At 35.9% G+C, this 26,708-nt stretch carries 29 protein-coding genes and 1 riboswitch; of the genes, 15 read left to right on the top strand and 14 right to left on the bottom strand.

Features of this window, described 5'->3' with window-relative positions; translation table 11 throughout:
• Positions 1-23: 23 nt before the first annotated feature.
• The 5 genes from ACTJIP_RS02855 to ACTJIP_RS02835 all read right to left on the bottom strand — a co-directional run bounded on the left by ACTJIP_RS02855 (position 24) and on the right by ACTJIP_RS02835 (position 3,836).
• Positions 24-254 (bottom strand): hypothetical protein, encoded by a 231-nt coding sequence (locus ACTJIP_RS02855; protein ID WP_047387482.1) that lies wholly within the window; start codon positions 252-254, stop codon positions 24-26.
• Positions 255-312: 58 nt separating this feature from the next.
• The gene (locus tag ACTJIP_RS02850; protein WP_077418337.1) at positions 313-1,362 is read right to left on the bottom strand and encodes a DUF6263 family protein; all 1,050 of its coding nucleotides are present in this window, start codon (positions 1,360-1,362) and stop codon (positions 313-315) included.
• Positions 1,363-1,374: 12 nt separating this feature from the next.
• Positions 1,375-2,496 carry a serine hydrolase domain-containing protein gene (locus tag ACTJIP_RS02845; RefSeq protein WP_440704090.1) on the bottom strand — a complete coding sequence of 374 codons (1,122 nt, stop codon included), beginning with the start codon at positions 2,494-2,496 and terminating at the stop codon, positions 1,375-1,377.
• Positions 2,497-2,498: 2 nt separating this feature from the next.
• Positions 2,499-3,248 carry a 23S rRNA (guanosine(2251)-2'-O)-methyltransferase RlmB gene (rlmB, locus tag ACTJIP_RS02840; protein ID WP_077418341.1) on the bottom strand — a complete coding sequence of 250 codons (750 nt, stop codon included), beginning with the start codon at positions 3,246-3,248 and terminating at the stop codon, positions 2,499-2,501.
• Positions 3,249-3,362: 114 nt separating this feature from the next.
• Positions 3,363-3,836, bottom strand: coding sequence for a DinB family protein (locus ACTJIP_RS02835; RefSeq protein ID WP_047387497.1), 474 nt, complete (start codon positions 3,834-3,836; stop codon positions 3,363-3,365).
• A gap of 251 nt (positions 3,837-4,087) precedes the next feature.
• On the opposite strand from ACTJIP_RS02835, the gene ACTJIP_RS02830 reads away from it, so the two are divergent.
• The 10 genes from ACTJIP_RS02830 to ACTJIP_RS02785 all read left to right on the top strand — a co-directional run bounded on the left by ACTJIP_RS02830 (position 4,088) and on the right by ACTJIP_RS02785 (position 12,853).
• Positions 4,088-5,092: an AAA family ATPase gene (locus tag ACTJIP_RS02830; protein WP_077418735.1), complete on the top strand. Its 1,005-nt coding sequence runs from the start codon at positions 4,088-4,090 to the stop codon at positions 5,090-5,092.
• Entirely contained in the window at positions 5,092-5,550 is a 459-nt protein-coding gene (locus ACTJIP_RS02825) for a GNAT family N-acetyltransferase (protein WP_077418342.1), read from the top strand. Before ACTJIP_RS02830 ends, ACTJIP_RS02825 begins: the two co-directional genes overlap by 1 nt.
• Before the next feature lie 60 nt (positions 5,551-5,610).
• Complete coding sequence (locus tag ACTJIP_RS02820) at positions 5,611-6,474, top strand: DUF58 domain-containing protein (RefSeq protein WP_047378531.1); 864 nt, start codon at positions 5,611-5,613, stop codon at positions 6,472-6,474.
• 55 nt (positions 6,475-6,529) lie between these two features.
• A complete protein-coding gene (locus ACTJIP_RS02815; protein WP_180564328.1) occupies positions 6,530-7,426 on the top strand; it encodes a BatD family protein in 897 nt (298 codons plus the stop codon).
• Entirely contained in the window at positions 7,419-8,411 is a 993-nt protein-coding gene (locus tag ACTJIP_RS02810; RefSeq protein WP_077418346.1) for a VWA domain-containing protein, read from the top strand. Before ACTJIP_RS02815 ends, ACTJIP_RS02810 begins: the two co-directional genes overlap by 8 nt.
• Positions 8,411-9,418 (top strand): vWA domain-containing protein, encoded by a 1,008-nt coding sequence (locus tag ACTJIP_RS02805; protein WP_077418348.1) that lies wholly within the window; start codon positions 8,411-8,413, stop codon positions 9,416-9,418. The genes ACTJIP_RS02810 and ACTJIP_RS02805 overlap by 1 nt, the downstream gene beginning before the upstream one ends.
• Positions 9,419-9,517: 99 nt before the next feature.
• Complete coding sequence (locus ACTJIP_RS02800; protein ID WP_077418350.1) at positions 9,518-10,261, top strand: tetratricopeptide repeat protein; 744 nt, start codon at positions 9,518-9,520, stop codon at positions 10,259-10,261.
• Positions 10,261-12,000 (top strand): BatD family protein, encoded by a 1,740-nt coding sequence (locus tag ACTJIP_RS02795; protein ID WP_219073086.1) that lies wholly within the window; start codon positions 10,261-10,263, stop codon positions 11,998-12,000. Before ACTJIP_RS02800 ends, ACTJIP_RS02795 begins: the two co-directional genes overlap by 1 nt.
• A 44-nt stretch (positions 12,001-12,044) precedes the next feature.
• Positions 12,045-12,647, top strand: coding sequence for a MarC family protein (locus ACTJIP_RS02790; protein ID WP_047387516.1), 603 nt, complete (start codon positions 12,045-12,047; stop codon positions 12,645-12,647).
• A 5-nt stretch (positions 12,648-12,652) separates the two neighbouring features.
• Complete coding sequence (locus ACTJIP_RS02785) at positions 12,653-12,853, top strand: hypothetical protein (RefSeq protein WP_047387519.1); 201 nt, start codon at positions 12,653-12,655, stop codon at positions 12,851-12,853.
• Between the two features lie 328 nt (positions 12,854-13,181).
• Here ACTJIP_RS02785 and ACTJIP_RS02780 read toward each other — a convergent pair whose 3' ends face one another.
• The 5 genes from ACTJIP_RS02780 to ACTJIP_RS02760 all read right to left on the bottom strand — a co-directional run bounded on the left by ACTJIP_RS02780 (position 13,182) and on the right by ACTJIP_RS02760 (position 17,767).
• Positions 13,182-14,168, bottom strand: coding sequence for a chorismate-binding protein (locus ACTJIP_RS02780; protein WP_219073085.1), 987 nt, complete (start codon positions 14,166-14,168; stop codon positions 13,182-13,184).
• 158 nt (positions 14,169-14,326) lie between these two features.
• Positions 14,327-14,755, bottom strand: coding sequence for a PaaI family thioesterase (locus tag ACTJIP_RS02775; protein WP_440704089.1), 429 nt, complete (start codon positions 14,753-14,755; stop codon positions 14,327-14,329).
• Between the two features lie 45 nt (positions 14,756-14,800).
• Positions 14,801-15,388, bottom strand: coding sequence for a 1-acyl-sn-glycerol-3-phosphate acyltransferase (locus ACTJIP_RS02770; RefSeq protein ID WP_077418358.1), 588 nt, complete (start codon positions 15,386-15,388; stop codon positions 14,801-14,803).
• Between the two features lie 316 nt (positions 15,389-15,704).
• Positions 15,705-17,426: a PspC domain-containing protein gene (locus ACTJIP_RS02765; protein ID WP_219073084.1), complete on the bottom strand. Its 1,722-nt coding sequence runs from the start codon at positions 17,424-17,426 to the stop codon at positions 15,705-15,707.
• 11 nt (positions 17,427-17,437) lie between these two features.
• Positions 17,438-17,767 carry a PadR family transcriptional regulator gene (locus ACTJIP_RS02760; protein ID WP_047387534.1) on the bottom strand — a complete coding sequence of 110 codons (330 nt, stop codon included), beginning with the start codon at positions 17,765-17,767 and terminating at the stop codon, positions 17,438-17,440.
• 511 nt (positions 17,768-18,278) lie between these two features.
• On the opposite strand from ACTJIP_RS02760, the gene ACTJIP_RS02755 reads away from it, so the two are divergent.
• Positions 18,279-18,977: an XAC2610-related protein gene (locus ACTJIP_RS02755; RefSeq protein WP_440704088.1), complete on the top strand. Its 699-nt coding sequence runs from the start codon at positions 18,279-18,281 to the stop codon at positions 18,975-18,977.
• Position 18,978: 1 nt separating this feature from the next.
• The gene (locus ACTJIP_RS02750) at positions 18,979-19,569 is read left to right on the top strand and encodes an HD domain-containing protein (protein ID WP_077418364.1); all 591 of its coding nucleotides are present in this window, start codon (positions 18,979-18,981) and stop codon (positions 19,567-19,569) included.
• A gap of 57 nt (positions 19,570-19,626) precedes the next feature.
• On the opposite strand, the gene ACTJIP_RS02745 is transcribed toward ACTJIP_RS02750, so the two are convergent.
• The gene (locus ACTJIP_RS02745) at positions 19,627-20,010 is read right to left on the bottom strand and encodes an acyl-CoA thioesterase (protein ID WP_002977578.1); all 384 of its coding nucleotides are present in this window, start codon (positions 20,008-20,010) and stop codon (positions 19,627-19,629) included.
• A 119-nt stretch (positions 20,011-20,129) separates the two neighbouring features.
• Positions 20,130-20,309, bottom strand: a riboswitch (cobalamin riboswitch).
• Positions 20,310-20,342: 33 nt separating this feature from the next.
• Positions 20,343-21,143, bottom strand: coding sequence for a hypothetical protein (locus ACTJIP_RS02740; RefSeq protein ID WP_077418366.1), 801 nt, complete (start codon positions 21,141-21,143; stop codon positions 20,343-20,345).
• Positions 21,144-21,402: 259 nt separating this feature from the next.
• Here ACTJIP_RS02740 and ACTJIP_RS02735 point away from each other — a divergent pair, with 259 nt between their 5' ends.
• Complete coding sequence (locus ACTJIP_RS02735) at positions 21,403-22,494, top strand: GEVED domain-containing protein (RefSeq protein ID WP_428168017.1); 1,092 nt, start codon at positions 21,403-21,405, stop codon at positions 22,492-22,494.
• Between the two features lie 53 nt (positions 22,495-22,547).
• Here ACTJIP_RS02735 and ACTJIP_RS02730 read toward each other — a convergent pair whose 3' ends face one another.
• The gene (locus tag ACTJIP_RS02730; RefSeq protein WP_219073082.1) at positions 22,548-23,216 is read right to left on the bottom strand and encodes a hypothetical protein; all 669 of its coding nucleotides are present in this window, start codon (positions 23,214-23,216) and stop codon (positions 22,548-22,550) included.
• 109 nt (positions 23,217-23,325) lie between these two features.
• Positions 23,326-25,473 carry an endonuclease MutS2 gene (locus tag ACTJIP_RS02725; protein WP_180564324.1) on the bottom strand — a complete coding sequence of 716 codons (2,148 nt, stop codon included), beginning with the start codon at positions 25,471-25,473 and terminating at the stop codon, positions 23,326-23,328.
• 256 nt (positions 25,474-25,729) lie between these two features.
• Between ACTJIP_RS02725 and ACTJIP_RS02720 the strand changes: the two genes are divergently transcribed.
• Positions 25,730-26,098: a hypothetical protein gene (locus ACTJIP_RS02720; RefSeq protein WP_077418374.1), complete on the top strand. Its 369-nt coding sequence runs from the start codon at positions 25,730-25,732 to the stop codon at positions 26,096-26,098.
• A gap of 54 nt (positions 26,099-26,152) precedes the next feature.
• Positions 26,153-26,671 carry a GNAT family N-acetyltransferase gene (locus ACTJIP_RS02715; RefSeq protein WP_077418376.1) on the top strand — a complete coding sequence of 173 codons (519 nt, stop codon included), beginning with the start codon at positions 26,153-26,155 and terminating at the stop codon, positions 26,669-26,671.
• The last annotated feature ends 37 nt before the right edge of the window (positions 26,672-26,708 follow it).

Raw genomic sequence — 26,708 nt, 5'->3', positions numbered from 1 at the left:
ATTATCTTTTATTTCTTGGAATGTTACCTTTTGTCCTTACTCTCTTTCACCTCTTCAAAGTCTACAGTTTCTGCATCCCAGTTAAGGTTCTGTTTGTTATTCTTATTCGAGTCCTGTATATCCTGCTGTCCGTTGTTTTGATTATTGTTATTAAAACGGTAACTATAAAATGTCTTAAAGAAAATCCTTTTCAGAATATTCCAGACAAAGAAAATAATAATGGCAGTGAGTACTAACTCAAGAATGTACTTCATAATGTTAAAATTTAAAGTTCAGGGTTTAAATAATAAACCCTGAATGCATTTAATTCAGTTATTTAGCAGATGGGTTTACCATTACCGATGAATTGGAAACGCTTTTCATAGACTGAGATTGTTTTCCATCTGAAATGGTTTCTATCTGTGTCGTTTTTACGTTGATATTCTGGTTGGTAATCCATCCTGTGCTTTCGTCAAACTTAATAGTTCCGTTCTGAACCAGTTCACTGCTCAGGCTGTGTGTAATAGGTCCCTGAGCTTTCTTTTCAGTCTTCTTAGGAATACCTCCGGTAACGGCAATTTCTGCTGATCCGTTTCCTAAGCTTTTCATTACATAATTGGAAGTTACTTTTACAGCTCCACTTGCATCTGCATTTTCAGAAGTAGACCATTTTTCACCAATTTTTACTCCTTTTTTAGGAATAATCATCAGATTTTTATGGAACTGATCTTTTAATACCTTTTCATTGAATGATTCTTTAAGACTTGCCACAACACTCGCTTTTTGATTGGCATCTTTGATAAGAGTCCCTACTGCATTGGAAACTTTTGTATAAACAGCATCAAATCCTGTAATAGAGATTACATTACCTTTTGTATCCATTTTCATGGCAAGTTTGTTTCCGGTAAGTGCTTTGTTTACATTCCAGATCATTTTAAGATCATCCTCTTTAGGAAGAGCAAGCTTGGTATCTACCACTACTGTTTTTCCCTGTGCAGACTGAGAATTTCTTTTCGCTACAAGATTAAGGGTCATTTCGTATACATCTCCTTTAATATCATTGACTACAAAGTTCATTTCATCCGTAGATTCACTGGTTGCAGTGATAGATTTTCCCTGAGGATCCGTCATTGTTTTTACATCCCTTTGATAAGTGGTAAGAGGATAAGTTTTCCCTTTTTCAAGCTTAAAAGTCTGTTTGATAACTCCCGCAGAATCTTTGATTGCCGGGTTTTCTGCAACTTTTGCCACAGAATCAGCAGGAACTTCTACGGTTACCGTTTTTCCGGTTTTAGGATCTACTTTCGTTATTTTTGCCGTTTCTTTTTTACAAGATACAAGAGCTATTGATGATATAAGCGCAAGCGCTGCAATGTTCTTCATTTGATTTTAACTTTATTTTTTACTACTATTTCTTATTATATTTTCTGCAATATCATACAGTTTCCCCTGAGATTCTCCATCTGACTCATTAGACAGTATAACAACTCCCATATTTTTTGATGGATAGACCTGAAGTACGCTTGAAAAACCAAATGTACCTCCGGTATGAAAAAACATTTGAGTTTCGTCTTCATAGGTATGTGACCTCCAGTACAATCCGATTCCATCTCCATCGCTTTTTACAAGAGGAGTATGGGATATTTTCACATATTTATTGCTTTCATCCAAATGGTACTGCATGTATTTCACGAGATCTCCTGTTGTAGAAAGAATTCCGCCTGCAGGAGCCATAATTGTTGTGAAATTTCTGGGCATTACTTTTCCTTTTTCATTATAGCGAGTCAATAGCTGTGCAGAATTCGTACCAACAATGGTTTGGTTCATTTTCAGAGGCTTTGTAATATACTCTGAAAGCAGATCTTTATAGCTTTTCTGATATACTTTTTCCAGGATATCTCCTGCGATCTGTGTTCCTACATTGGAATATTTATAGTTTGTTCCGGGTACAAAATCTACTTTAGCCTGATGAAGATCTTCATAAAACTTCTTTTTCGAGTAGTTTTTATAAAAATCAGCTAATGCTATGGCAACAGAGTCCATCGGTTTTTTGAATGTTTCAGACTGATCCGGTAAGAACTGAGGTAATCCTGATGAATGATTGGTAAGATTACCGACCGTTATTGGGTGTTTTTCAAATTCAAGATTAGGATAATTCCCGCTAAGATATTTCCGGATATCATCATCTATTTTAATTTTACCGTCTGCTAAAGCATGGGCCAGAAGTGTTCCGGTAAAAGTCTTGGTGATGGATGCGATCTCGTAAAAACTTTTGGAGGTCGGAAGTTCTGATTTTCCGATTTCCGTGGTTCCATAATTATAAAAATAACTTTTACCATCTTTGAAAATACCTATTGAGAGCCCTACACGTGCAGGATTCTGCATATAAGTGAGCGCTTCCTTCTGAACAATTTTATCAAGTTCAGTGGTAAGGTGGTTGTCAGTTGTTGTATTTTTTGTCTGTGCATTCAATGCAAATGGTACAAAAAATAATGGTAAAAGCAATTTTATTTTCATGTTTAAGGATTTGGTATAGCAGTCATTTTCTGTCTTACCGCTTCATACAAAATCGCTCCACATGCTACAGAAACATTCAGAGATTGAGTTTTCCCTTCAATAGGAAGTTTTATTTTTTCGTCAGCATGATGCAGAACCTCTTTAGAAATTCCGGTTTCTTCATTCCCCATAACAATAGCACATGGCTCTGTAAGGTTGACATCATAAATTAATTTCTGAGCTTTTTCACTGGCTGCATACACAGAAATTCCGCTTTGCTGAAGGAAATCCACAGCATGAGCCAGGTTGTTTTCTTTACATATTTTAATATTGTAAATAGCACCTGCAGAGGTTTTTATAGCATCAGAATTAATAGGAGCTGCACCCTTTTCCGGAATGATTATAGCATCAACACCTACACATTCTGCCGTTCTGCAGATAGCACCAAAGTTTCTTACATCAGTAAGTCTGTCCAGAATTAAAAGAAAAGGAGTTTTTCCCTGCTCAAATAATTGTGGAACAATATCCTCCACTTTATGAAACGGTACATCCGAAATAAAAGCAACCACACCTTGGTGGTTTTTTCTTGTAAAACGGTTCAGTTTTTCAACCGGAACATAATTGGGACGGATTTTATTTTTCGCTAAAATTGCTTTTAGTTCAGCATAAATAGGACCTTGAAGTGCATTTTGCACAAAGACCTTGTCAATCGTTTTTCCCGCTTCAATTGCTTCAATCACGGGACGCAGCCCGAAAATAAAATCGTCTTTCATTGAAAATTTATTATATAGTTATAGAGTGAATTGTCAATCGTGAATTTTACGTTGTAAGTCAATTTTGGTGTGTAAATATTCACATTTAACCATTGACTTGCGCAGCAAGATTTACTATCTTCCTTTCTCTCCTAAAATTGCTCTTTTCTGCGCCATCACATATCCGTAGTGAAGGCTTTCATGCATGTTGTTGAAGATAATGGCATCCTGAATGCTTTTCAGATCCATCCCAAAACTTGTCGTGTAAGGAGTGTAGTCTGAGAAGAAATCACTGTCATAATCCTTCATTAAAATCTTCGAAGTTTCCGTAAGTAAAAACTCTAAATCTTCTACTTCCGACTTCTGAACATTTAAATTCGGTAAAGTTCCTTTTTTGTAAGTTTCGATCCAATATTTGTCAATACGGAAAGGATTTCCGCTTAGGTAATAATGCAAAAGCTGCTGTGTAGCAACAGTATGAGCAATATTCCAGTAAATATTATTGTTGAAACCATCCGGAATAAGAATCAGATCTTCATGGGATGTGTTCTGAAGGACGTCTAAAAGGTTCTTTCTTACCTGTCTGTGCGCTTGAAAATGATAATTCATTTTGCGAAATTTTTAATCACCAAAAATAGTTTAATAAACTGGAAATGACAATTTTTGAGCAGGTGATTAAAGCAAAATTTATATATTTTTATGAAAAAATAGAATAATCTTATTGAGTTTTAAGCTTTCAGCAGTTCTTAACCTTGCATCAATACTGGAATATTTAACAAACTTTAACTCAAAAATGGCATTTATTGTGTTGATTAATGCAAGTATTTATCAGAAATTTACCACTTATTTTAAATCAAGCTATGTCAGAGATATATCAAGCTGAAGATATCCGCCAATTGACGGAAAAAGTAAAAGAAAAAAACTACTTATTTTCTCTTCTGAGACAGGAAATCAACAAAGTTATTATTGGGCAGGATTACATGGTAGACCGTCTTTTGGTAGGGCTTTTGGGGAATGGTCACGTTCTTCTTGAAGGGGTGCCGGGATTGGCTAAAACCCTTGCCATAAAAACGTTGGCAGATGCTGTTCATGGTGAATTTTCAAGAATTCAGTTTACACCGGATTTGCTTCCTGCAGACGTAGTGGGAACCATGATTTACAATATCAAAGACAATGATTTTTCTATAAAAAAAGGTCCTGTATTCGCGAACTTTGTACTGGCAGATGAGATCAACCGTGCGCCGGCAAAAGTGCAGTCGGCTCTTTTGGAGGTAATGCAGGAAAAGCAGGTGACCATTGGTGATGAAACAATGAAGCTGCCGAAGCCGTTCCTGGTATTGGCAACCCAAAACCCCATTGATCAGGAAGGAACTTATTTGCTGCCTGAAGCACAGAGTGACCGTTTTATGTTGAAATGTACCATAGATTATCCTTCTTTTGAAGATGAAAGACAGGTAATGAGAATGGTTTCAACTTCACATCAGCCGACTGTGAAACCTGTGATTTCTCTTCAGGATATTGTAGATGCAAAAGAATTGATCAACCAGATTTACCTGGATGAGAAAATTGAAAAATATATTCTGGATATGGTTTTTGCGACGCGTTATCCGGAAAATTACGGTCTTTCTGATCTTAAAAATTATATCAGCTTTGGGGCGTCTCCAAGAGCATCTATTAACCTTGCTATCGCTTCAAGAGCATATGCATTCCTAAAGGGAAGAGCCTTTGTGATTCCTGAAGATGTAAAAGCATTGGCAAAAGATGTATTGAGACACAGAATAGGCTTGACTTTCGAGGCTGAAGCAGAAGAAGTTTCATCAGAAGAAATCGTTAATAGAATTTTAGCAAAAATCCAGGCCCCGTAATGAGTAATGTACTAATCAGAAAAGCAGTTCTGGAGGACTGTGCTTCCATGCTGGATTTAATTAAAGAGCTGGCGGAATATGAAAAAGCATTGCATGAAGTAACAGTGACGCTGGATGAATTTATTCAGGATGGTTTTGGAGTTTCTCCGGTCTGGGGAGCTTTTGTGGCAGAATTTGAAGGTGAAATAGTGGGAATATCGCTGTATTATGACAGATATTCAACATGGAAAGGAAGAAGGCTGTATCTTGAAGATCTTGTTGTGACAGAAAGACTGAGAGGAAAACAGATCGGAAAAATGCTGTTTGATGCTACGCTGGAATATGGGAAATCAAAAAACTACAGTGGAATGGTGTTCCAGGTATTGAACTGGAATGAGCCAGCCATCAATTTTTATAAAAAATACAGTCCGAAGTTTGATAACGAATGGTTGAATGTATCTATTGAGTTGAAAGATTAACTTGAAACTATCATCCTGTATTCAACATTAAACTTTGAATTTTAAACCTTAATTTGGTCTATGCAGATAAAAGATATTGTAAAAAAAGTAAAGCAGATTGAAATCCGTACCAGAAAAAAGACGGAGGCTGCTTTGATGGGGCAATATCACAGCGCTTTTAAAGGGCAGGGGATGACTTTCTCTGAAGTTCGTCCTTACCAGTTTGGAGATGAAATCAGAAGAATCGACTGGAATAAAACTGCAAGATTCCGTGAGCCATTCGTAAAAGTAATGGAGGAAGAAAGGGAATTGACGATGATGATTCTTGTTGATATTTCTGCTTCCATGGATTATGGTACGAAAGTTCAGCTGAAAAGAGAATATGTAGCCGAAATAGCAGCAAGCCTAGGATTTTCAGCAGCCGGAAACAATGATAAAGTAGGATTGATCCTGTTTGCTGATAAAGTATATAAAGTAATTCCTCCTCAAAAAGGAAGAAAACATATTCTTTCCATTATCAGTAATATTCTGACCGCAGATTATGTTCCGGCAGAATCCAGAATAGACAAAGCTATGGAATATATGATGGGGATTTTTAAAAGGAAATCTTTGGTTTTTCTGTTTTCAGATTTTGGAGATGAATATGATTCCAAAATGCTGAGAGTAGCTTCAAAGAAGCATCAGTTGTTGGGAATGAGGATTTATGATGAAAAAGATAATGAAATTCCTGACGTAGGATATGCCCGTTTACTTGATGTGGAAACCGGAAAAGAAATATGGGCCAATACTTCCAGTGCAAGATGGCGGTATACCTTCGCTGAAGCTCAAAAACAAAAGCTGAGAGCTCTGGAAGAAGATTTTGCCAACAGCTCTGCCAGTTTTATGAATATTAATACCGGCTCAGATTATTCAAAATTGTTGTATAATTATTTTCAGAAAAAATAACACGGGCTCAGCTCGTAACTAAAAACATCAGGCATTTGCCTTTATTATTTTAACATTGAGAAAAATACTTTTAATATTATCTTTTCTGATCTGTGCGAATGCTTTTTCACAGATATTATCCTCTAACGTAGAAAAGAAAACCCTTGCTCTTGGAGAAATCAATCATATTACCATAAAGATTGATAATCTTAATGAGCAGCAGGTAACTTCCGCTCCGAAAAATGAACTGCTCCCTTTTCATTTTGAAGAAACCAAAGACAGTATCGGGCAGACGGCCAATTCTTACGAAAGAAAGATTGAATTTGCTGTTTTCGACGAAGGGAAGTTTACTATTCCGGAACTGGAATTCAAAGTAGGAGATAAAGTACTTAAAACTATTCCTTATGAAATAGATGTCATTAATACGGCTCAGAAAGCAGATCAGATCAATGATATCATGAGTAATAAGCAGGTGAAACTTGACGCTAAGGATTATTGGGAGCTTTACAAGTTTTATATTCTGGCAGCACTCGCAGGTATTGCTTTAATCATTGCTATTGTTATGATTGTAAAATGGGGCAGGAAATCCAAAAGTTCTCCGGTAATAGCTACCAATCAGACTTTGAAAGAGCTTGACTCACTTAAAAAGAAAAAATATATTGAAGGAGGAAACTTCCGTTCATTCTATGTTGAACTGATCGATATTTCCAGAACCTTCATTACCAAACAATACCATCTTCCTGCAGATGTTCTTCTTACAGATGACCTTATTGATGTCATGAAAAAGAACAATACAATTTCACAGGACAACGAAAAAATAATAGAGGATGTATTCCTGAGAGGAGATCTGGTGAAATTTGCCAAAACCTTCCCTGATCAAAATACAATGGAAACCGATTTTGCCAATATCAGAGATTTTGTGAAAAGATCATCCAAAGATTTAGAATTCGAAAACTTAAGAAAGGATGTTTAATTTTGAATTTTACAGCCCATGGTTCTTGTTACTTTTTCTATTGTTTATCCCACTTTTAATTAAGGATACCGGAAAACAGAGAAGAAAAGGTATAAAAGTGCCTACCATAAAAAATATGGACCATAGCGATGGAATCCAGGGTGTACTTTTTTTACTGAAAATCTCAAAGTATATTATTCTTTCTGCCTTGATTATTGCCATGGCCAGACCGAGAACGTTTACGATTTCTCAAGACAGGGATGATACAAAAGGAGTAGATATTATGTTGTCCATTGACGTTTCGTTAAGTATGCTTGCAAAGGATCTGAATCCCGACAGAATTACAGCATTGAAAGATATTGCTGTAAAATTTGTTCAGAAACGTCCCAATGACAGAATTGGAGTGGTAGCTTATGCTGCAGAAGCCTTTACCAAAGTTCCGGTTACTTCAGATCATCAGGTGGTGGTTGATGAAATTAAAAACCTGAATTCTGCAGGTCTTGAACCTGGTACGGCTATCGGAGAAGGTCTTTCTGTTGCAGTGAATCATTTGGTTAAAAGCAAAGCAAAAAGTAAAGTTGTGATCCTGATGACGGATGGGGTAAGCAATATTCAGAATGCCATTCCTCCACAGGTTGCAGCTGAGCTGGCAAAAAATAATAATATAAAAGTATATGCAATCGGAATCGGTACCAATGGGTATGCTCTGATGCCGACATCGCAGGACATTTTTGGAGATCTTATCTTTACGGAAACGGAAGTGACTATTGATGAAAATACCTTGAAAGAAATTGCACAGACTACAGGAGGGAAATACTTCAGAGCAACCTCAAACAGTAGTCTGGAAGAAATATATGATGAGATCAACCAGCTGGAAAAATCTGATGTGAAAGTTTCCAAACTGTACAATTATGAAGAATATTTCAAGATATTTCTTTGGATTGCTTTAGGAATGTTGGTATTTGACGCATTATTGAGATGGGTGTTTTATAAAATTTTAAGCTGATGAGTTGGTCTTTAGGAAATTATTGGTATTTATTTTTACTGTTGCTTCTGCCGCTGTTAGCTTTCTTTTTGATCCGTTTCTTACAATGGAGAAACAAAAAAAGAGAAATTTTTGCAGCCAGCCAGTTTCACGATAACTTATTTGAAAAGAGATCAGGATTCACGAAGTTTTTTCCTGCATTATATTTATTAGGAACATTGTTTCTGATATTTTCCATCATTGATCTTTTGAATGGTTCAGAAGAGGTGAAAAGTACCCAGAAACTGAACAATGTGATCTTCATGCTGGATGTATCCAATTCTATGAATGCTGAGGATATAGACCCAAGCCGCCTTGCAGAAGCTAAAAACCTGATGACGGCTACAATGAAGAAAATGAATAATGACAAGGTGGGTATTGTCATCTTTGCCGGACATGCAATGTCTATCATGCCTCTTACCACAGATTATAATTCTGCAGAGACTTATATCAGCGGGATTGAAACCAATTCTATGCAGATTCAGGGGACGGATTTTCTAAAAGGGATGCAGGCTGCCGCGGATAAATTTAAAAATGTAAGCAAAGGATCAAGAAAAGTAATCTTGCTGAGTGATGGTGAAGATAACGAAGGGAACGATAATGCAGCGATAAGACTGGCAAATAAAGAAGGTATAAGCGTTACTTCTGTAGGAATTGGTACCGACGAAGGAGCCCCGGTTCCGGAATATGTATTTGGGCAGCTGATGGGGTACAAAACAGATGTGAACGGTGGAACAGTTATTTCAAAGAGACAGACTGAAGCCTTAAAGAAAATGGCAGAATCTACAGACGGAACTTATATTGATGGCAATAATATCAATGAAGCTCCGGACAGAATTGTTGATGCAGTCAATAAAAAGTCTGCAGGTGCTGAAACCATGGTGAAATCACAGAATGCCAATCATTATTATCAATATTTCCTTGGAGTATCTATTCTGTTTTTCTTTTTAATTTATATTTTTAATCCGAAAAAGGATTTTAATGTGTAGATTTTCCTTATTTATAGAAGAAATTCTACAAGTACTTTAACCGAATTTTAACAAATAAAACTCTGTTTCTTAACATATAAAGGAATAATTTTGCAAGTGATGAATACTAAAATCATATTTTTATCGTTTATTGTTGTCATCTCGTTCTCAGGCTTCATGTCTGGGCAGGAAAACTACAGGAATTTAGTTCATGAAGGCAACCAGAAATTTGACGGTAAAGATTATGACGGAGCCTCCTCAAAATATATGGAAGCAATAAAATCTAATGATAAAGATTTTACTGCTCACTATAATATGGGGAATGCTCTCTATAAAAGTAAAAAATACGAAGAGGCAAAGACGGAGTTTGAAAAAGCAGAGAAACTTTCACAAACACTTCCTGATAAGACTGCCGCTCTTCATAATTTAGGGAATGCTTATATGCAGATGAACCAGCCGGAAAAAGCGGCTGATTTTTATAAGAAAGCTCTGAAGCAGGATCCCTACAGTGAGGTAACCAGAAAAAATTATGAGATTGCCAAACTGAAAGAGAAAGAAAAAGAACAACAAAAGAACCAAGAGAATAACTCAGGAAAAGGCGGCGGCGGAAATGATCAGAACAAAGGTGACGATCAGAAAGGTGACAAAGACAAAAAACAGGATCAAGGAAATGGCCCGCAAAACGAAGGTAAAAGCGACCAGGGGGATAATCCTAAGCAGAATCAGAATAATGAAGGCAGAATGCCTAAGAATCTTGAAAATGCGATCTTAGATAAAATAAACGAAAAAGAAAAAGAAACCGCCAGAAGAATTTTAAACAAAAATTCTTATTCGATGCCTGAAAGCAACGAGAAAGATTGGTGATGCAGCACAAATTGATTTACATATTGCTTACCCTCGCATCCGTAATTACTTACGGACAGGTAAATCTTACTCTGGATGCTGACAAATCCGAGTATGCAGGGAAGGATATCGTAAACCTTACTATTGTTCTTGAACTTAACGGAAGTGACCTTGTACAACAGACAGGTTTTCAGCTTCCGGATCTTTCAAAATTTAATATTATAGGAAGCGGATCTGTTACCAATACCGTGATTGATCCTGCTACCAATACTTTAATTACTCAAAAAGTATCGAGAATTGCTCTCGAACCTAAGAAAAAAGGAAAAATAAAAATTGGTTCTGTGCTGGTTACAGTAAACAACAGAATCTATAAAACAGAACCTTTCGATGTCAATATCCGTGATATTGTTGATAGAAGAGCATTAGCTGCCAATACATCCAATGATGTCTATCTGAATATGGAAATTGATGACAGGGAAGTCTATCAGGATCAGCCTACCATTGCTGTTCTTAGAGTATATTCAAGAAATATGGATAACCTGAGAAAGGTGAAAAATATCCATCTTCCACAGCAGGATAATATCAATGTACATCCTATTAATTTTGATAAATCTGAGATAGATCCGTCTGGATATGGAAATATGCCTTCACAGGTGTTGGCCATGTTTATGGTATTTCCAAATGAAGCAGGGTTTGTTGAAATTCCCGGAGTATCGGCTTCTGTGAGCAGCTATTCTAATAAAACGAAGATTGTCTCCAATAAAGTAAAAATCAATGTAAGAAAGCTTCCGGAAGGAGCTCCTGAATGTTTTAAAAATGCTGTTGGAAACTTTAATGTCAATGTATATAATGCTTCCAAAGAAAAGCCGGAAGCTAAAAAGCCGCTGAATGTTGTTGTGAAGGTTTCAGGAGAAGGAAACTTACCGGATATGGAACTTCCTAAAATTGCAGCATCTCCGGATTATGAAGTTTTTCCTCCGAAAATTACCTCCAAAATTTCTCCGGGAACTACAGGAATGAAAGGCGAGATTCTGGCTAATTATGTTATTATTCCAAAAAAATCAGGAGCAATCTCTATTAAAACTGAGCAATTTGCTTTCTTTGATCCTGAAAATAAAGAATATGTAGATCTGGGACAAAAAACACTGGATCTTAATGCTTTTTCTCACGATCAGATCCTGGAAGCCCGCTCTACGGTAGAAAAAGTAAATGAGTATACTAATAACCTTCTGGAGACTGTAAATACACCGGTTTTAAAAACTACTTCATTTAAAGTAAAAGAAAAAAGTAAATTCCATTGGAATATCCTTTTAACGAATATCGCCATTCTTATAAGCTTATTTGTGGCTTATCTGTTATTTAAAAATTGGCAAAAAAAACGTACATTAGTTAGGGAAAATATACCGTCAAAACCTTTAGGTTCAGTAGCTGAAACAGAAAAAGAGATCAGAGAATTGCTGAAAACAGATATCAATGATTATTTCGGTTATCTGGAAAATCTTAAAGATAACGGCGATTATGAAAAGTTCTTTACAACGCTAGAGGAATTGGATCAGGAAGTGAGAAATCAGTATTTTCAAGGCTCTGCAGCAGAGTTTAAGACTTTTCTTGAAAAACACAAAGGCGCTTCAGTTGCAGAAGAATACAATAAATTGCAGCAGAGAGTTCAGATGGAGAAATACAATCCTGTGAAATCTGCTGATGCACTTGAAGAACTTTTGAAAACAATTGTTAATTTGTATTCACAAATTAGCAAATAGTCAGTTTATTTTCATATTTTTGCGAAATTTTTAATTACAAAGAGATGGAAATTTTTGATGGTTTCTCTTTTAAAGAGGTCGTTACCAGCTTTATGGTTCTTTTTGCCGTTATCGATATTATCGGCTCGGTTCCCATTATAGTAAGTCTTCAGCAGAAGTTCGGACAGATTGAGGCCGGAAAGGCTGCAATCACTGCTGGTGCTATTATGATTGTTTTCCTTTTCGTAGGAAACAAGATCCTTAAACTTATTGGAGTAGATGTAAATTCTTTTGCCATTGCCGGTGCTTTTGTGATTTTTGTCATAGCCCTGGAAATGATTTTAGGAATTGAAATTAATAAAACAACTGAAGCAAAGGCTGCATCTATTGTACCCATCGCATTTCCGCTGGTTGCAGGAGCTGGAACTTTAACCACAGCACTGTCTCTGAGGGCTGAATTTCATGATATTAATATTATCCTCGGAATTGTTCTTAATACAATTTTCGTATATTTGGTGCTGAAATCAGCGAAATGGTTGGAGAGGAAAATTGGGGATGCTACTTTGATGATCCTTCAGAAAGTTTTCGGAATTATCCTTTTGGCAATTTCAATTAAATTATTCACCGCAAATTTTGCCCAGTTGGTGCAGAATTATATTAATTTTTAAGAGTCATGAAGAAGTTTTATAAAGTATTTTTAGTACTGTTTATTGTATTCATCGCCATCAATCTTTATGCGATCAACTGGCAAGCGACAGATATCTTAGGAGATGAAGATAACGTTAGGTTTGCGTTCTCAGCTGGAGCTGCTGCATTAGGCCTTATTTTGCTTTTTGTAATGGATACATGGAGTAGAATCGGTTTAAAGAAATAATTGAATATTTCATATAGATATAAGCCTCTTTCATTTTGAAGGAGGTTTTTGTTTTATTAGGTAGAAGGTAATAGGGATTAGGAAATAGGTTATCTTAAATACAATTTTGGTTTTTTATATTCAATATAGGTGTGCTTTGGTCTGTTCAAAAAAGTATAAAACCTCAATTGGCATTAGTCGAAGCAAATTATTACGCAAAGTTCGCAAAAATGATTATAAACCATTTTAAAATCGTTCGCAATGGCGTTACACTCAGCAAAGAAAACTATAGGCAAATATCTGCGAAAATCCGGAAATCTGTGGTTAAATAGTACAATCAATCAAGATATTAAAAGTTTCCGGAGTTCTGTGAAATAACCAGGTTTTTCAATATGGCTTCAGACTTCAGTTCCGTTTCTTTCCATTCTTTCTCCGGATTGCTTTGAGCTGTTATTCCACCTCCCACAAAAACATGTACAGAATCTTTATAAAGCCTTGCACAGCGTAGATTTACAAAATACAGAATACTTTCTTCGGTTTCAACTTTGATATACCCGGCATAAAATTCACGTGGAAATTTTTCGTATTTACGGATATTCTCATTGCAAAAGTCTTTTGGAATGCCACAGACAGCAGGAGTAGGGTGCAGGTCCTGAATAATACGGTCAAGGTCTTCTGCTTTAATATGGGTCTTAAAATCTGTGCGTAAATGCTTTATATTTCCTGAAATATGATCATAGGTTTCCGATTGTTTTACATTGTCAGAATAATTGTTAAGAATATCCTGAATATAAGTAGTAACAGGTTTCTGTTCTTCAATTTCCTTTTCAGACCATTCTTCAGATACCGGAAGAGTACCGGCAAGGGCCATGGTTTCAAACTCGTGGGTGATTTTATTGAATTTTCCTAAAACTTCTGAGAAAGCCCCCATCCATGTGTTTTGCCCGTCGTTAAACAGATATCTGAAAGCATTGGGATAAGAATTACACAAATTTTCGAAACTTTCTCTATAATTGATTGTCTTGAAATCTGTAAAAATCTTCCTTCTTGAATAAACAAGTTTAGGCAGATTGTTTTCTTTGATTACTTCAATCACTTGCTGTAGAGTATTACAGTATTCTTCCTTCGTTTCAGCAGCAGAATTTGTTGAGTCACTGATCAATTCTTGGTTTGTAATTGAAGTATGGGTAAATTCTTCAGCATTAACTTCAACAATATTTCCATGGAAACTGATTTGATCTAAACCATTGTAGGAATAAAAATTGACTGCATTTTTTATATTTTTTTCATCAGCAGACAGTAGTCTTTCGTCAAAAGGGAGTTTGAAATAAATCATGAGCTATGAAGGAATTTTTGAAAATCAATGACCAGAAATAATATAAGGACTTTCCGGAGTAATTTTCCTTTCTGCAAAGGTATTACTAGTCTTAAAAATGTCAAAATAAAAAGAGCTTAAATTTATTTTAAGCTCTTTATTTTTTATGTTGTGGTAACTTATCTGTTAATGATATTATTCGTCATTGTTGTATGATTGATCAAAACACCTTTTTCATCACGGATTTCAATTTCTGAAACGTGCATGGATTTTCCTTTTCTGATAAAACGTGCAGTAGCCGTTACAATGCCGTCCTTTTTGCTTCTTAAATGATTGGAATTGATATTGGTTCCTACTCCGTAATATTTTTCACCATCAATGAAGATATTAGACAGGCTTGACCCTAAAGTTTCGGCCAAAACACAGCTTGCTCCTCCGTGCATGATTCCAAACGGCTGATGTGTTCTTGGAAGAACAGGCATAGTGGCAGTAAGGGTTTCGTTTTCAAGATCAATATCGATGAATTTTATTTCAAGGGTTTTGGCAAGCGTTGCACCTCCCCAGTTATTGATGAATGCTAATATTTCTTCTTTTGTCTGACCTTTCATTTTTTATAATTGATAAATGATGATTGATTAATTTCGTTTTTAGCTTTATTCATTACCGGTTCCCATGATATCAGGATTCCAGTTTTCGGGAACTTTCGGGACAATATCATTTTTTATATAATAGTCCTGAATTTCCTTCATAATTTCTGAAAAGGGAACGGAAGCTATTCTTTCGTAAGGAATAGTATAACCCAGGTAAACAATATTTCTTTTGAAATCACCTGCTGCCAGTACAATAGGAACTTTTGCAGCGAGAGCCATATGATAGAATCCTTTTCTCCATTTCGGAACCCAGCTTCTTGTTCCTTCCGGGGTAATAACAAGACTGAAATCTTCTTTGGAAAACTGGTTGGCTACAAAATTCACCAGATCATTTTTCTGGGTTCTGTCTATACCAATACCGCCAAGACCTTTTACGATACTTCCGTACCAGGCTTTGGTGTGGGCATCTTTAATAATGATTTTTAAAGGTTTTTCCAGTGACCAATAGGCGAAATTTCCTAAAATGTATTCCATATTATGGGTGTGAGGTGCTACCACTAGGATACACCTGTTCAGGTTGTTAACATCGCCCTGCAGAACGACCTTCCAGCCTAATATTTTTAACATTGCTTTGCCTATCAGCTTTTTCATAGATTTCTTGAATTAAAAACAAAAAAAGTATAACCAAACTTTGGTTATACTTTACAAATATATTGAAATATTATCGCTCTTAAAACAAACCGCTAATTAAATCTACGATTTTCATTACGAATTCCATTGCAAATTGTATCATGATAAAGCTGTGTTTTTGGTTGGTTGGTTATTAAATTTTAGCTCTACGAAATTAAACCTTTTTTTTTACATAAGAAACTAAATATGGTTTTATTTTTACTTTTCTGAGAGAAGAAGAGTGTGAATTTCAAACGGTTGCCATCCACTCACACCTTCTACCACTCTCTGAAGTTAATTATTTAGTTTGTATGGAAATTTCGTTTTTCCCGTCTTTGATTTTGATGTCCATATCTTTATTTGATTTTTTGATATTGGACACTGCAGAATCAATTACTTTCTTTGCCTGGTTGTTCGGAACTTTTTTGCCATTTACGATGATACTGTCTTGATCATCAGAGTTATACTCAATACTAGAACCGTTTACCGTGATTTTATTTTTTTCAATTCTAACGCCGTTGTTATCTTCATCGTTGTCCTGATCTTCATCATTGATACCATCTCCGTCTAAGTCACCATCAATATGGATATGGTTTTTGTTCATTGAAATAACCACTGCTTTTTGCGGAACTACAAGTTCATATTCCAGGCTATAGTCTCTGAATCTGTGTTCATATGGATATTTGATATAGTTTGGAAGTAGTATTTTGTTGTTTACAACTTCTACAGGAACTGTCAGCTGAATTGGGAAATTGTATCCTTTTCCTTCTTTTTTGATGATCAGATAAGGTGTTTTAATATCTGGCTTTCTTGTTACGTCTACAGAGATATAGTCTTCTTCATACACTGATCTTTTGTCAGAATAAATGTCATTATTATAAGCTTTGAAATTCTGAGGAATATTGATTTGCTTTACATCTACATACACTGTATCTGAAGTAGTGTTGATGGCCACATTCTCTACATCTTCCTTACTTCCTCTGTAGATCATGTCTTTTTTAGCCATGCTTATTCCGAAGTACGTTCCCAGTCCGATCAGAAGAAGAAATAAACCTCCTACTACCCATCCGATATTTCTCAGTTTTGTTTTTGGAGAAAATATCTTAATACTTAATAAGCTGAAAAGAATTGCTGGAATTAAGCTTCCGATTACCATCATGGCTGCCAATACTTTATCAAGACCCTGGTCATCCATATAGAATCTTATTTCATTGGCACCAGGAAAGTCTGTATCCATTCCGAAAAGACCGAATAATACAAATACTCCGATAATGCTGCTTACAGCCATCAATACGAAGAATCCTCCTACGATATACTTGAAAACATTCCAGATTCCGCTGCTTGCATTGTTGATATAAGGTTTGTTTTCGTTGTATATTTCTCCGACCCTCTGAGTAGATTCATTGGCAAACTGAACCAATTTATTAGACTCATTCTTAAGATTGTCGAAGTTCATAGGCTTTCCCTGCATTTTCAGGAAATCTGCTGCTGTTTCAGCTTTTGGAAGTACGATCCAAAGGATTACATATAAAAGACCGATCAGTGAAGATGAAATGGCTGCTGTAAAAATTCCTAATACAAAGATTCCCAGCCAGATTGCTCTCATTGCGGTAATATCCATTCCTACATATTGAGCTAAACCTGCGCAAACCCCTGCTACTTTTTGTTTTTCCGGGTCACGGAACAGTTGTTTTTTATCGGAATAATAAGTTCCTGAATTGGTATTTCTGGTAGATGTTTTTTCAGAAAAATAAGCCTCTTCCTGTTCTTCAATTTTTTCCGGGCTTCCGATCTGTGCGATTACCTTTTCTACATCGGTATCATTTATTACTTCACGTTTTCCCAGAGAATCTTTGAAAATCTCCACCATTCTTATTTCTATGTCATGCATTACCTCATCAGCTTCAGAAGCATCCAGTGAGCTTCTCAGAGCGTTCAGGTAATCGCTGAGCTTTATATATGCGTGTTCTTCTATTGTAAAAGAAAAACCTGCGAGTCCTATTGAGAGTGTCTTGTTCATAGCTTTGTTTTTTAATTTTGTTGGGTGATGTTTTTTACTGAGGCTGTCAGCTCATTCCATGTGTTTTGAAGTTCATCCAGGAAAAGTTTTCCTTTTTCTGTGATCTGATAATATTTTCTGGGTGGTCCTCCTGTAGATTCTTCCCATCTGTAAGAGAGAAACTCTCCGTTTTTAAGTCTTGTAAGAAGAGGGTAGAGGGTTCCTTCCACTACATCCAGTTTTCCTTTTTTCAGTTCGTCAATAAGATCAGAAACATACATTTCGCGATTATTGATGAGACTTAGAATACAGAATTCCAGAATTCCTTTTCGCATTTGCGCTTTGGTATTTTCGGTATTCATCTTTGATAAGTTTTGTTAATTAGTTATATAATTTTCGAAGTTCGGAACCTAGCTAGTTGTACCTATTTCGATTTTACATTACAAAGATATGTAAATAAAATGGTATTATGCAATACAAAGTAGTGAAATTTTTAAAATAAATAGTATAAATATTTGATAATCAGATTTATAAATTTTACTATGAATTTTGATAAGAATGAATTTGATCAAAAAATGTTTAAATTTTAAATGAAAGAAATAAAGAGAAAAAAGTTATTATTCATTAATTATTGCTCATTACCCAAGATATAGCCCCGATAGCAGCGGTTACCCCACAGCGGCTTGGGTTCAGGTACGGAGCGAGGAGTATGAGCGTATAGCGGGAAATAGCTTCTTATTACTGAACACTCTTTTATTTAAAGGCTGTTAAAATGTTTCAGATCCTTACAGATAATAAGGCAGGAATTTTGAGATCGGTATTATGATTCGTATTTTTGTTAGGAAAAAAACACCTAAATCACTTACTATTACCATGAATTTATTCAATAAGTATAAACATTTACCGGCTTTTGTTTTACTGGGGCCTGCATGTTTCGGACAATATCAGTTTGAGGTTAAAAATGCATCAAAGAATTATGATGCAATCATCCAGGTAGAAAATTGCTATGATGGCCGGTGCAGCGGCAAAGGAACTGTAGAATTGTTTGATCATAAAAATACAAAGGTACAGACTTTTGCATCGGATAATCTGGTGTTGGAAACAGATCAGACTGAAAAGCCCAGGCTGGGAAAAATGATCCAGCTGACAAATAAACAGAACTCTGTAATCATTAATGATTTTAATTTTGACGGAACTGAAGATATAGCGGTAAGGAACGGGAATATGGGAAACTATAGCGCTGCTTCCTATGACGTTTATGTATTCAACAGTACAAGAATGGCATATGTGAAGAGTAAAGAACTTACGGATCTTGCGTCCAGTGCTCTTGATATTTTTGATGTGGATGTGAAACGTAAGCGCCTGATCTCCTATGGAAAATCTGGCTGTTGTGATATTTTTACCACTGAATATGCTGTTGTTCCCAATAAAGGACTTGATAAAGTCTTTGAAAAAGAAGAAGATATGACGGTAGAAGGCCGCGTAAAAGTGATCACTAAAGAAAAGATCAATAATAAGTGGGTAACCAAAACAAAGGTGTACCCTTCAGAACAATATAATAGAGAAAAGTAAGATGAAAATTCAGAAAGAGATTGATTTTATCCTGGCAGTGGATGCCTTGAAAAATGTACAGCGAAGAAATTATAATGCTGACGATTCCCGAAGAGAGAATACTGCGGAACATTCATGGCAGATCATCATTCTGGCTCAGATTCTTTATCCATATGCTAAAAACCGTGCAGATATTGATCTGTTGAGAGTGATAAGAATGCTTTCCATTCACGATTTGGTAGAGATAGAAGCTGGGGATACCTTTATTTTTGATGAAAAAGCAATGGTAGGGAAGTTTGACAGAGAGAAAGCATCTGCACAAAAGATTTTCGGTATCCTGGATGAGCCTTTGCGTACAGAGTTCTTCAATCTATGGCTTGAGTTTGAAGATGAGAAAACACCGGATGCTATTTTTGCCTGTGGAATCGACAGAATTATGCCATTTATCTTAAATTCTCATACTTCAGGAAAAAGCTGGACGGAAGCCGGAGTAACAGAAAAACAAATCCGGAATATGCTTGAAAATGCTATCAGCAGAGCATCGGATGAAATGGGAGAAGCCTTTGAACTGCTGCTGAGCAGAAGCCTGGAAACTGAAAAAGTTGTGAAATAAATTTATTGAAAATAGAATAATTTTCGGGCGGCCTTTGGCCGCCCGAAAATTTATCATTTATAGTATCTGGATTGGTTTCTTGAATTCGTCAATCGCTACAAAAGTAAAATCACCTACAATGGCTTTTTCTCTTTCATAGGAATACATCTGCTCGGTATAGATCTCAACATTTACTTTCATACTTGTTTTTCCTACGTATGAAACTTTGCCAATCAGTTCAACAATAGTTCCGGCTGGAATAGGTTTCTTGAAATCGATCTTGTCACTGCTCACTGTTACCACTCTTTTTCTGGCAAATCGTGTGGCTGTAATAAAAGCTACTTCGTCCATCAGCTGCATGGCCGTACCACCAAAAAGGGTATCGTAATGATTGGTTGTGTTAGGGAAAACCGCTTTAAAGATTCTGGTTTCGGATGCTTCAATTCTTTCTTCTGTAGTCATATATCATTATTAATTAAAGCGAAATGAAAACGATATTAAAACAACAGAATAATGACAGGAACTTAAAGAACCCCCTGAAACAATCCATCAGATCAATACAACTTCAAATCGCGAAAGTTATTTGTTTAAAGAAATAGGCAGGTCTCCTGACTTGTAACATCTTTTATCTCCTTCCCATGCCTCGCACAGTGGATCTTTGATAAAGATTTCAGTTACTTACAGTTGCGCGACAGTCCGTGATTTTCACACGGTTCCCTTTTAATCTGCAGTGATGCAGAACCAATTCCTGTGATGAATAAGCGTAAAACTTTTCGAGTGCAAAAATAATGAATTTATTCCGGATTATGGTAAATAATCTGGCTGATTACTCTTCCTTTCTTGATGGTCCACAGCGTGGTGTATCTGTTTTCTCCTGAACCGTTTATCATGTATAAGAAAATATTATCGGTGTCCAGGGATGTTACGCCAATATTCTCAAAATCCATAGTAGGCTGGAACATGTTTTTGATGGCTTCTCTTACAAAGACAGAACCTCTTCCGGGTTGTTGTACTCTGATTGATTTGATCTCAGTCATTCCTTCAGGAAGATCATTTCCGATTCCCCAAGGTTTTACTTTATCAATGGTAAGAAGTTTTCCTTCCGCATCTTTTTCCTTTTTACGGTAGCCGGCATTGGAAGGGTAGATATCAATCACAACTTTGCTTCTTTGGGCAGTAGGAACTTTTGGATCAGAATTATCTGTGAAAATAAGTGATTTTCCGTTTTTGGACCTGGAGGGAGTATAGGCCGGAAGCTGGTCTATATAAGCAATACGTTCTTTATTGACCATTCCTTCTTTGTCCAGTGTTTCATAACGTACAAATGGTTTGTCTTCATCCTGTTTTTCAGGATATTTGATCCAGATCCACTCTGTTTCTCCGGGAGCAGGTTTTACATAAACAAATACATCTCCTTTACGCATACGGATCTTATCTACAATTTTTCTGTAATTGTCTTTATGAACCCGTACATTGGCATATCCTTCTTCAGCTTTTACAACTCCGAAAGGAACTTTATTCTGCCCTTTTACAAAGGCTATAGATAAAATACTGAAAGCGGATAAATAGAATGCTTTGTTTATGAAAGTCATCATGAAAATTTTTTGATCCCCCAAATATATAAATTAAATGCTTTTCAGGAGATAATTTATACCATTGCAGTTCTTTAAAATCTTGTATTTGTTTCAGATGGATTAAAAATGCAGATATCTTATGGGATTATTTTGTATAATAGGTGTGATTTTTGGCTTGTAATTTAAAATGTATTGATAAAATATAACAATAAATGAAATATTTATAAGAATTATTTCAAAAAATGCTCTATTTTTCAGGAGAATTTAAAAACTAATAAACATGACAAAAAGACTACTTTATGTATTCTCTTTTATTTTGGGTATTTCAAGCTTTCAGGCAGAAAACAAGATAGAAGCAGGATCAAAATCTTTATTTTATTGTGATACAAATGCTCCAACAGATGTTGTGGTATCAAATGTTAGCCTTACTTCCGCAACGGTTACCTGGACTGCTGACCCAAATACTCCGAACAATTATGTAAGATACCGGAAAGCTGGCAGTACCACCTGGATGATAGCAACGGGATTGTCTGGGCAAAATGTGTTTACTATTGGTATGTTAGAGCCCTGTACAATTTATGAAGTACAAGTTGCAAAAATATGTAACACGATAACGGGAACATGGTCCACTCCTATATTTTTTACAACAGTCATCAATTACTGTGCAAGCGCTTCTACAGATACCAGCATGATGCATATTTCCAATGTGACAGTAAACTCCACAGGGGTTACGGCTCCCATGGTCAGCAACTCCGGCTCATCCAACTATACAGATTACAGAAGCGATGTAAGCCGTAGAATAAAGTTTTTTGTAGGAAGTGTGGGCAATAAACTTTCGGTAAGTAATAGCTGGACCGGAACTCCAGGTACAACAACGGTAACTGCATGGATAGATCTCAATGCTAACGGCATTTTTGAATCCAGTGAAAGAGTAATGGTTGCCAATAATGTTACTCAGGCAGCTCCGGCTGTGTCTGTATTTAATATTCCAAGTTTTGCAACACTGACAACGTGTGGTACTGTAATGCGAGTGGTTTCAAGTCAAACTACACCTACAGATGCTTGTGGGACATTCACCTATGGCGAGGTTGAAGATTATGGGGTAGATATTATAAATCTCACACTAGGCGTTGGAGAATCAGTAAAATCTGTACAGCCTGAAATTTATCCTAATCCGGCATCTGATATTTTAAATATTTCCGGCATTTCAGAAGCAGCAAATTTTGAAATTTATAATGCTGTGGGACAAAAAACAGGAGAAGGTAAAGTTTCAGATCATAAAGTGAGCCTTCATCACCTTTCAAAAGGTGTTTATTTCATCCAGCTGAAAGACAGAGAAAGAGTAACCCGACTAAAATTCATTAAGAAATAAAATGAAAAAAGAGTGTTTGAAAAAACACTCTTTTTTTATCTGCAATATAGTTTTTAAGATTCTGTATTTTGTTGTGTAGAACCATAAATGGCTTGGGGATTATTTTTCAGAAAGTAAGAAAAGATCCCATAGAATAAAAGAACGAAAAGATATAAAACGGAACATAGATAAAACGCAGTCCCGAAACCATAGCTGATCGAAATATCACTTCCAAATCCCATCGCTATTTTATTATTTCCAAATCCTTCCATATTAGATTGAAATGTCAGATAAAAAATAAGTAAAGAGGCGAGTCCTATAATAGAAAGAATAATATGATACAGATATTTCTTTCTGACATTCTTCATCACCTGAACAAGAATTCCTGCAATAGCAGCCAAAAATGCAATGATGATCAATGGGTTAGGAGGAATGTTTTGCTTGTCTTTTTTATTCTTGGGTTCGTTCAGAGGCGAATATTCAATATCTGTGTCTGAAGATGTATCTGCTTCTGCTTTATCATTTCCAAGTGCGGCGCCAAAAGGTGAGCTTTTTTTGAGGCTTTCCTTCATTCGCTCATTGATAGCCTTTTTGGAAACTCCTGTTATAAGATCAGTTCCTTTGACAGACATTAATGTTGTATCTCCACATTTTATCAGGAAAAACGGAAAGAAAAAACATAGAATAATAATCGTATAACTGGGTATTGGTAAAAGGTCTGAAAGTGCTTTTAATGGTTTCATAAATTATAGTTTTATATAAAAATAGAAAAAATTTAGGATTAAATAGAAAAGGGAGAGCACCTTCTGGCACTCTCCCTTGTTATTTGCATTTACTTAATTTTCGGATTAATTAGATTCTCTCAAGTTCATCCGCATTAATTGTTGTTTTGAAAGTTCCGTAATTAACAATCACTTTGTTTCGGGAAATCTTTTCGATAGTTCCTACACTGGTACTTCCTGTAATACGAACACGCTGTCCAATCTTCATCCAAAGAGCACGGTCGCTTTTACGCTGTTCTTCCAGTTTTTCATTGGTTTCTGCAATTTTTTCAATTACTTCCTCCTTTTTCAGCTGTTGAGTAATTTTTCTCTTAACAACCTGCAGGCGTTTTGTTTCATCTTTGTCATGGCCCAATTTCCTGAATTTCTCTTGCTCAAGAAGCTTTACAAAGTCTTTTACAACATCCTTTCTGGATTTTCCCTTTGTATAACTGTCGATGAATGTTTCAATCTTATTCCCGAACTGAAGCTTGCGGTGTTCCTCCTCATATAATTTCTGGAAATTGAAAAGTTTCTGCTGAAGCTGATCATTCAGTTTCTGAAGATTGTCACGCTTATCTTCTACAGATTCTTTTCTTTCTGCAAGATCAGATTTCAGCTTTTCAACTTCAAATTTCTCCTGCTGCAGCTTTACAATAGTCTTATCAAGGTTAACAATATCATGCTCTACCTTTTTCTTCGCAGAATGGATAATAAATCTTGGGATTTTATTCTTTTCTGCAACTTCAAAAGTAAATGAACTTCCTGCCTGGCCTACTTCCAGCTTATACATCGGCTCCAGTGTTTCTTCATTGAAGAGCATTGCTGCGTTCTGGGCATTGGGAAGCTGTTCTATCACCAGTTTAATATTGGTGTAGTGTGTTGTAATAATGGCAAAACTCTTTTTGTCGTAGAAAAACTCCATGAAACTTTCTGCCAGCGCACCTCCAAGTTCAGGATCAGAACCGGTACCAAATTCATCAATCAATAGAAGCGTATTGGCATCTGCCTCACGGATGATTCCGGACATTTTCTTCAATCTGGATGAATAAGTCGACAGGTGGTTTTCAATGGATTGATTATCACCAATATCGGTCATGACTTTCTCAAAGAAAAACATTTCAGATTTGGGATGAACCGGAACCAGAATACCACTCTGAATCATCAGCTGTAATAATCCTACTGTTTTCAGAGTAATTGATTTTCCACCGGCATTAGGCCCGGAAATACAGATGATTCTGTTATGTTCTGTTAAAGCAAGAGTCTGGGGATGAATCGTTTTATTCTCTACTTTATTTCTCAACCATAGCAATGGATGGTAAGCGTCTTTAAGCTTCAATGTCTTATGACGGTTGATCTTTGGAAGAATTCCATTCACTAAATCAGCAAATTTAGCTTTCGCTCTTGTAAGATCCAGGTCAAAAATATAAACCTGATATCTCCATAGCTGAGGTTGAAACTCTGCCAGTTCTGTGGTAAGCTGTCGGAGAACTTTGTCGATTTCTTTTTTCTCTTCTTCTTCACTTTCACGAAGCTTGAAGTAATGTTTTACAACACTGTCCGGCTGAATGTAAGTAATGGAACCTGTTTTGGAAATTCCCAACGTTCTTCCGGCCACTCTTTTTTTGAATCCTGATTTTACAGCCAGAACTCTTTGGTCATCAATAATTGTTTCCCGGATATCATCCAAAAAGTCACTCTGTCCATAGGTGGTGAGTGCACGGTTGAAATTTTCCTGAATTGCTTTTTTAGCAAGCTGAATTTCAGTTCTTATGCCTTTTAAGGCCGGAGAAGCTTCATTTTTTACTTCACCAAAACGGTTGAAAACCTTATCTACTTTATCAATGATCTCTTTTCTGAATTCCAGTACAGAAACTTCTTGTAATAAAGTAGGAAATGTTTCGGGCATGGTAGGGAAGAACTTCTGCAGTTTTCCGATCTGTTCCGTGATGGTTTTTATTTTGATGAAAGCAGCATTTTCCAGTCGGTAATTCTCAATCAGCATCAGTTTCAGCTCACTTTCAATATCTTCATATTCATCAAACGGAATCGCATTTGAACTTTCAAAACTCGACAGATATTCTGACGTTTTTTTTAACGAAAGTTCCGCCTCGTCTATTTCCATTGGGCGAAGTTGAAGAATTTTTTCTCTTGTTTTCGGAGAATACGCAAATGGGGAGATTTCCGCGAGCAATTGCGGAAACTCTAATTCGTCTAAATCTTCTTTATCTATATACACACTGCAAATTTAGTGAGAATTTTGATTATTACGTATATCCGAGAGATTTACAGAATAAATTAACTTTAAATCTGATGTTTTTTTTGAACCCTTAAAATGATAAAAGTTTTAAGGTTTACCGATGGATCTAAATACCTTGATACATAAAGTAAGTGATCCGTATGATTGAAAAAACAGAATAATTTTTTTTTGAAAAAGAAAAAGTTTGAATGTATAATGGTTAAGGCTTATATTTATTGCACTAATAACTATAACTATGAAAAATTTACTGCTTGCCCTTCTTTTTCTTTTGGCAGGTATTCAGGCTCAGGCCCAGATTCAGATTCAGAAAAATGAGATTGAAAAAAATGAAAAGAAATCCATTAGCAGAACTCCCCAAAAGACCGCTGGTAAAAAACTTCCGGTGAAAAGCTTAAAAAATAAGGACCGTAAAAAAATGGCTGGCCATAGCAATAAAAATAATAATGTCCGTAAAAAAGAACACAAAAAAAGTGATCAGGATAAAACAGAATCAATTGTTATTTACGAAAAAAGCTATACTGTAAAATACGGGGTGTATTTATTTATGAATCTGGACGCTGATGAAAGCGGATTCTCAGAAACCTTAGTATTAAGAGATATCTGAAATAGCTTTAGTAAACATAAAAATTTATTTACAACCACTTATCCTATCTGAACAATGAAACTAGAAACCTCAAGGTTGATTTTAAACGGTATCAATGAACAGCATACCGAAGATATTTTAAAAATCCGAAGCAATCCGGAGGTCAATAAATTTGTGAAAAGGGTTTCACCGAAGACAAATTATGATGCCCTTCAGTTTATTTTAACGATTAAGGAAAGAGTTCAGAATAATCAAACCGTGTATTGGGGAATTTCTTTAAAAGATCAGTTGAATCTTATCGGAACAATCTGTCTTTGGAATTTTTCTGCAAACCGGAAAACAGCAGAAGTTGGTTATGAATTATTGCCGGAATATCACAGACAGGGAATAATGTCTGAAACATTGAAAGCAGTTTTAGATTTTGGGTTTAACGAATTGCATTTACAGGAAATTGTAGCGATTACCAATAAAATTAATGAAAACTCAAAAGGACTTCTTGTAAAACATGACTTTATTTTGTTAGAGGGAAAGAAAGATGAAGGCTTTCCGGATAACATTATTTTTAGTTTAAAAAGACCGTCCGGTAATGAATAATATAAAATCTAACAGGTTTTTTCTATCTTTATCGCCG

The sequence above is a fragment of the Chryseobacterium sp. 22543 genome, from assembly GCF_052044565.1.
Taxonomy (GTDB): Bacteria; Bacteroidota; Bacteroidia; order Flavobacteriales; family Weeksellaceae; genus Chryseobacterium.
The sequence above is the reverse complement of the archived record's forward strand: the minus strand, read 5'-3'. Positions and strand labels throughout refer to the sequence as shown.

Bases quoted from the DNA above. Each gene is read 5' to 3' on its own strand.
- ACTJIP_RS02855 (WP_047387482.1), bottom strand. From the start codon at position 254: ATGAAGTACATTCTTGAGTTAGTACTCACTGCCATTATTATTTTCTTT.
- ACTJIP_RS02850 (WP_077418337.1), bottom strand. From the start codon at position 1,362: ATGAAGAACATTGCAGCGCTTGCGCTTATATCATCAATAGCTCTTGTA.
- ACTJIP_RS02845 (WP_440704090.1), bottom strand. From the start codon at position 2,496: ATGAAAATAAAATTGCTTTTACCATTATTTTTTGTACCATTTGCATTG.
- rlmB (WP_077418341.1), bottom strand. From the start codon at position 3,248: ATGAAAGACGATTTTATTTTCGGGCTGCGTCCCGTGATTGAAGCAATT.
- ACTJIP_RS02835 (WP_047387497.1), bottom strand. From the start codon at position 3,836: ATGAATTATCATTTTCAAGCGCACAGACAGGTAAGAAAGAACCTTTTA.
- ACTJIP_RS02830 (WP_077418735.1), top strand. From the start codon at position 4,088: ATGTCAGAGATATATCAAGCTGAAGATATCCGCCAATTGACGGAAAAA.
- ACTJIP_RS02825 (WP_077418342.1), top strand. From the start codon at position 5,092: ATGAGTAATGTACTAATCAGAAAAGCAGTTCTGGAGGACTGTGCTTCC.
- ACTJIP_RS02820 (WP_047378531.1), top strand. From the start codon at position 5,611: ATGCAGATAAAAGATATTGTAAAAAAAGTAAAGCAGATTGAAATCCGT.
- ACTJIP_RS02810 (WP_077418346.1), top strand. From the start codon at position 7,419: ATGTTTAATTTTGAATTTTACAGCCCATGGTTCTTGTTACTTTTTCTA.
- ACTJIP_RS02805 (WP_077418348.1), top strand. From the start codon at position 8,411: ATGAGTTGGTCTTTAGGAAATTATTGGTATTTATTTTTACTGTTGCTT.
- ACTJIP_RS02800 (WP_077418350.1), top strand. From the start codon at position 9,518: ATGAATACTAAAATCATATTTTTATCGTTTATTGTTGTCATCTCGTTC.
- ACTJIP_RS02795 (WP_219073086.1), top strand. From the start codon at position 10,261: ATGCAGCACAAATTGATTTACATATTGCTTACCCTCGCATCCGTAATT.
- ACTJIP_RS02790 (WP_047387516.1), top strand. From the start codon at position 12,045: ATGGAAATTTTTGATGGTTTCTCTTTTAAAGAGGTCGTTACCAGCTTT.
- ACTJIP_RS02785 (WP_047387519.1), top strand. From the start codon at position 12,653: ATGAAGAAGTTTTATAAAGTATTTTTAGTACTGTTTATTGTATTCATC.
- ACTJIP_RS02780 (WP_219073085.1), bottom strand. From the start codon at position 14,168: ATGATTTATTTCAAACTCCCTTTTGACGAAAGACTACTGTCTGCTGAT.
- ACTJIP_RS02775 (WP_440704089.1), bottom strand. From the start codon at position 14,755: ATGAAAGGTCAGACAAAAGAAGAAATATTAGCATTCATCAATAACTGG.
- ACTJIP_RS02770 (WP_077418358.1), bottom strand. From the start codon at position 15,388: ATGAAAAAGCTGATAGGCAAAGCAATGTTAAAAATATTAGGCTGGAAG.
- ACTJIP_RS02765 (WP_219073084.1), bottom strand. From the start codon at position 17,426: ATGAACAAGACACTCTCAATAGGACTCGCAGGTTTTTCTTTTACAATA.
- ACTJIP_RS02760 (WP_047387534.1), bottom strand. From the start codon at position 17,767: ATGAATACCGAAAATACCAAAGCGCAAATGCGAAAAGGAATTCTGGAA.
- ACTJIP_RS02755 (WP_440704088.1), top strand. From the start codon at position 18,279: ATGAATTTATTCAATAAGTATAAACATTTACCGGCTTTTGTTTTACTG.
- ACTJIP_RS02750 (WP_077418364.1), top strand. From the start codon at position 18,979: ATGAAAATTCAGAAAGAGATTGATTTTATCCTGGCAGTGGATGCCTTG.
- ACTJIP_RS02745 (WP_002977578.1), bottom strand. From the start codon at position 20,010: ATGACTACAGAAGAAAGAATTGAAGCATCCGAAACCAGAATCTTTAAA.
- ACTJIP_RS02740 (WP_077418366.1), bottom strand. From the start codon at position 21,143: ATGATGACTTTCATAAACAAAGCATTCTATTTATCCGCTTTCAGTATT.
- ACTJIP_RS02735 (WP_428168017.1), top strand. From the start codon at position 21,403: ATGACAAAAAGACTACTTTATGTATTCTCTTTTATTTTGGGTATTTCA.
- ACTJIP_RS02730 (WP_219073082.1), bottom strand. From the start codon at position 23,216: ATGAAACCATTAAAAGCACTTTCAGACCTTTTACCAATACCCAGTTAT.
- ACTJIP_RS02720 (WP_077418374.1), top strand. From the start codon at position 25,730: ATGAAAAATTTACTGCTTGCCCTTCTTTTTCTTTTGGCAGGTATTCAG.
- ACTJIP_RS02715 (WP_077418376.1), top strand. From the start codon at position 26,153: ATGAAACTAGAAACCTCAAGGTTGATTTTAAACGGTATCAATGAACAG.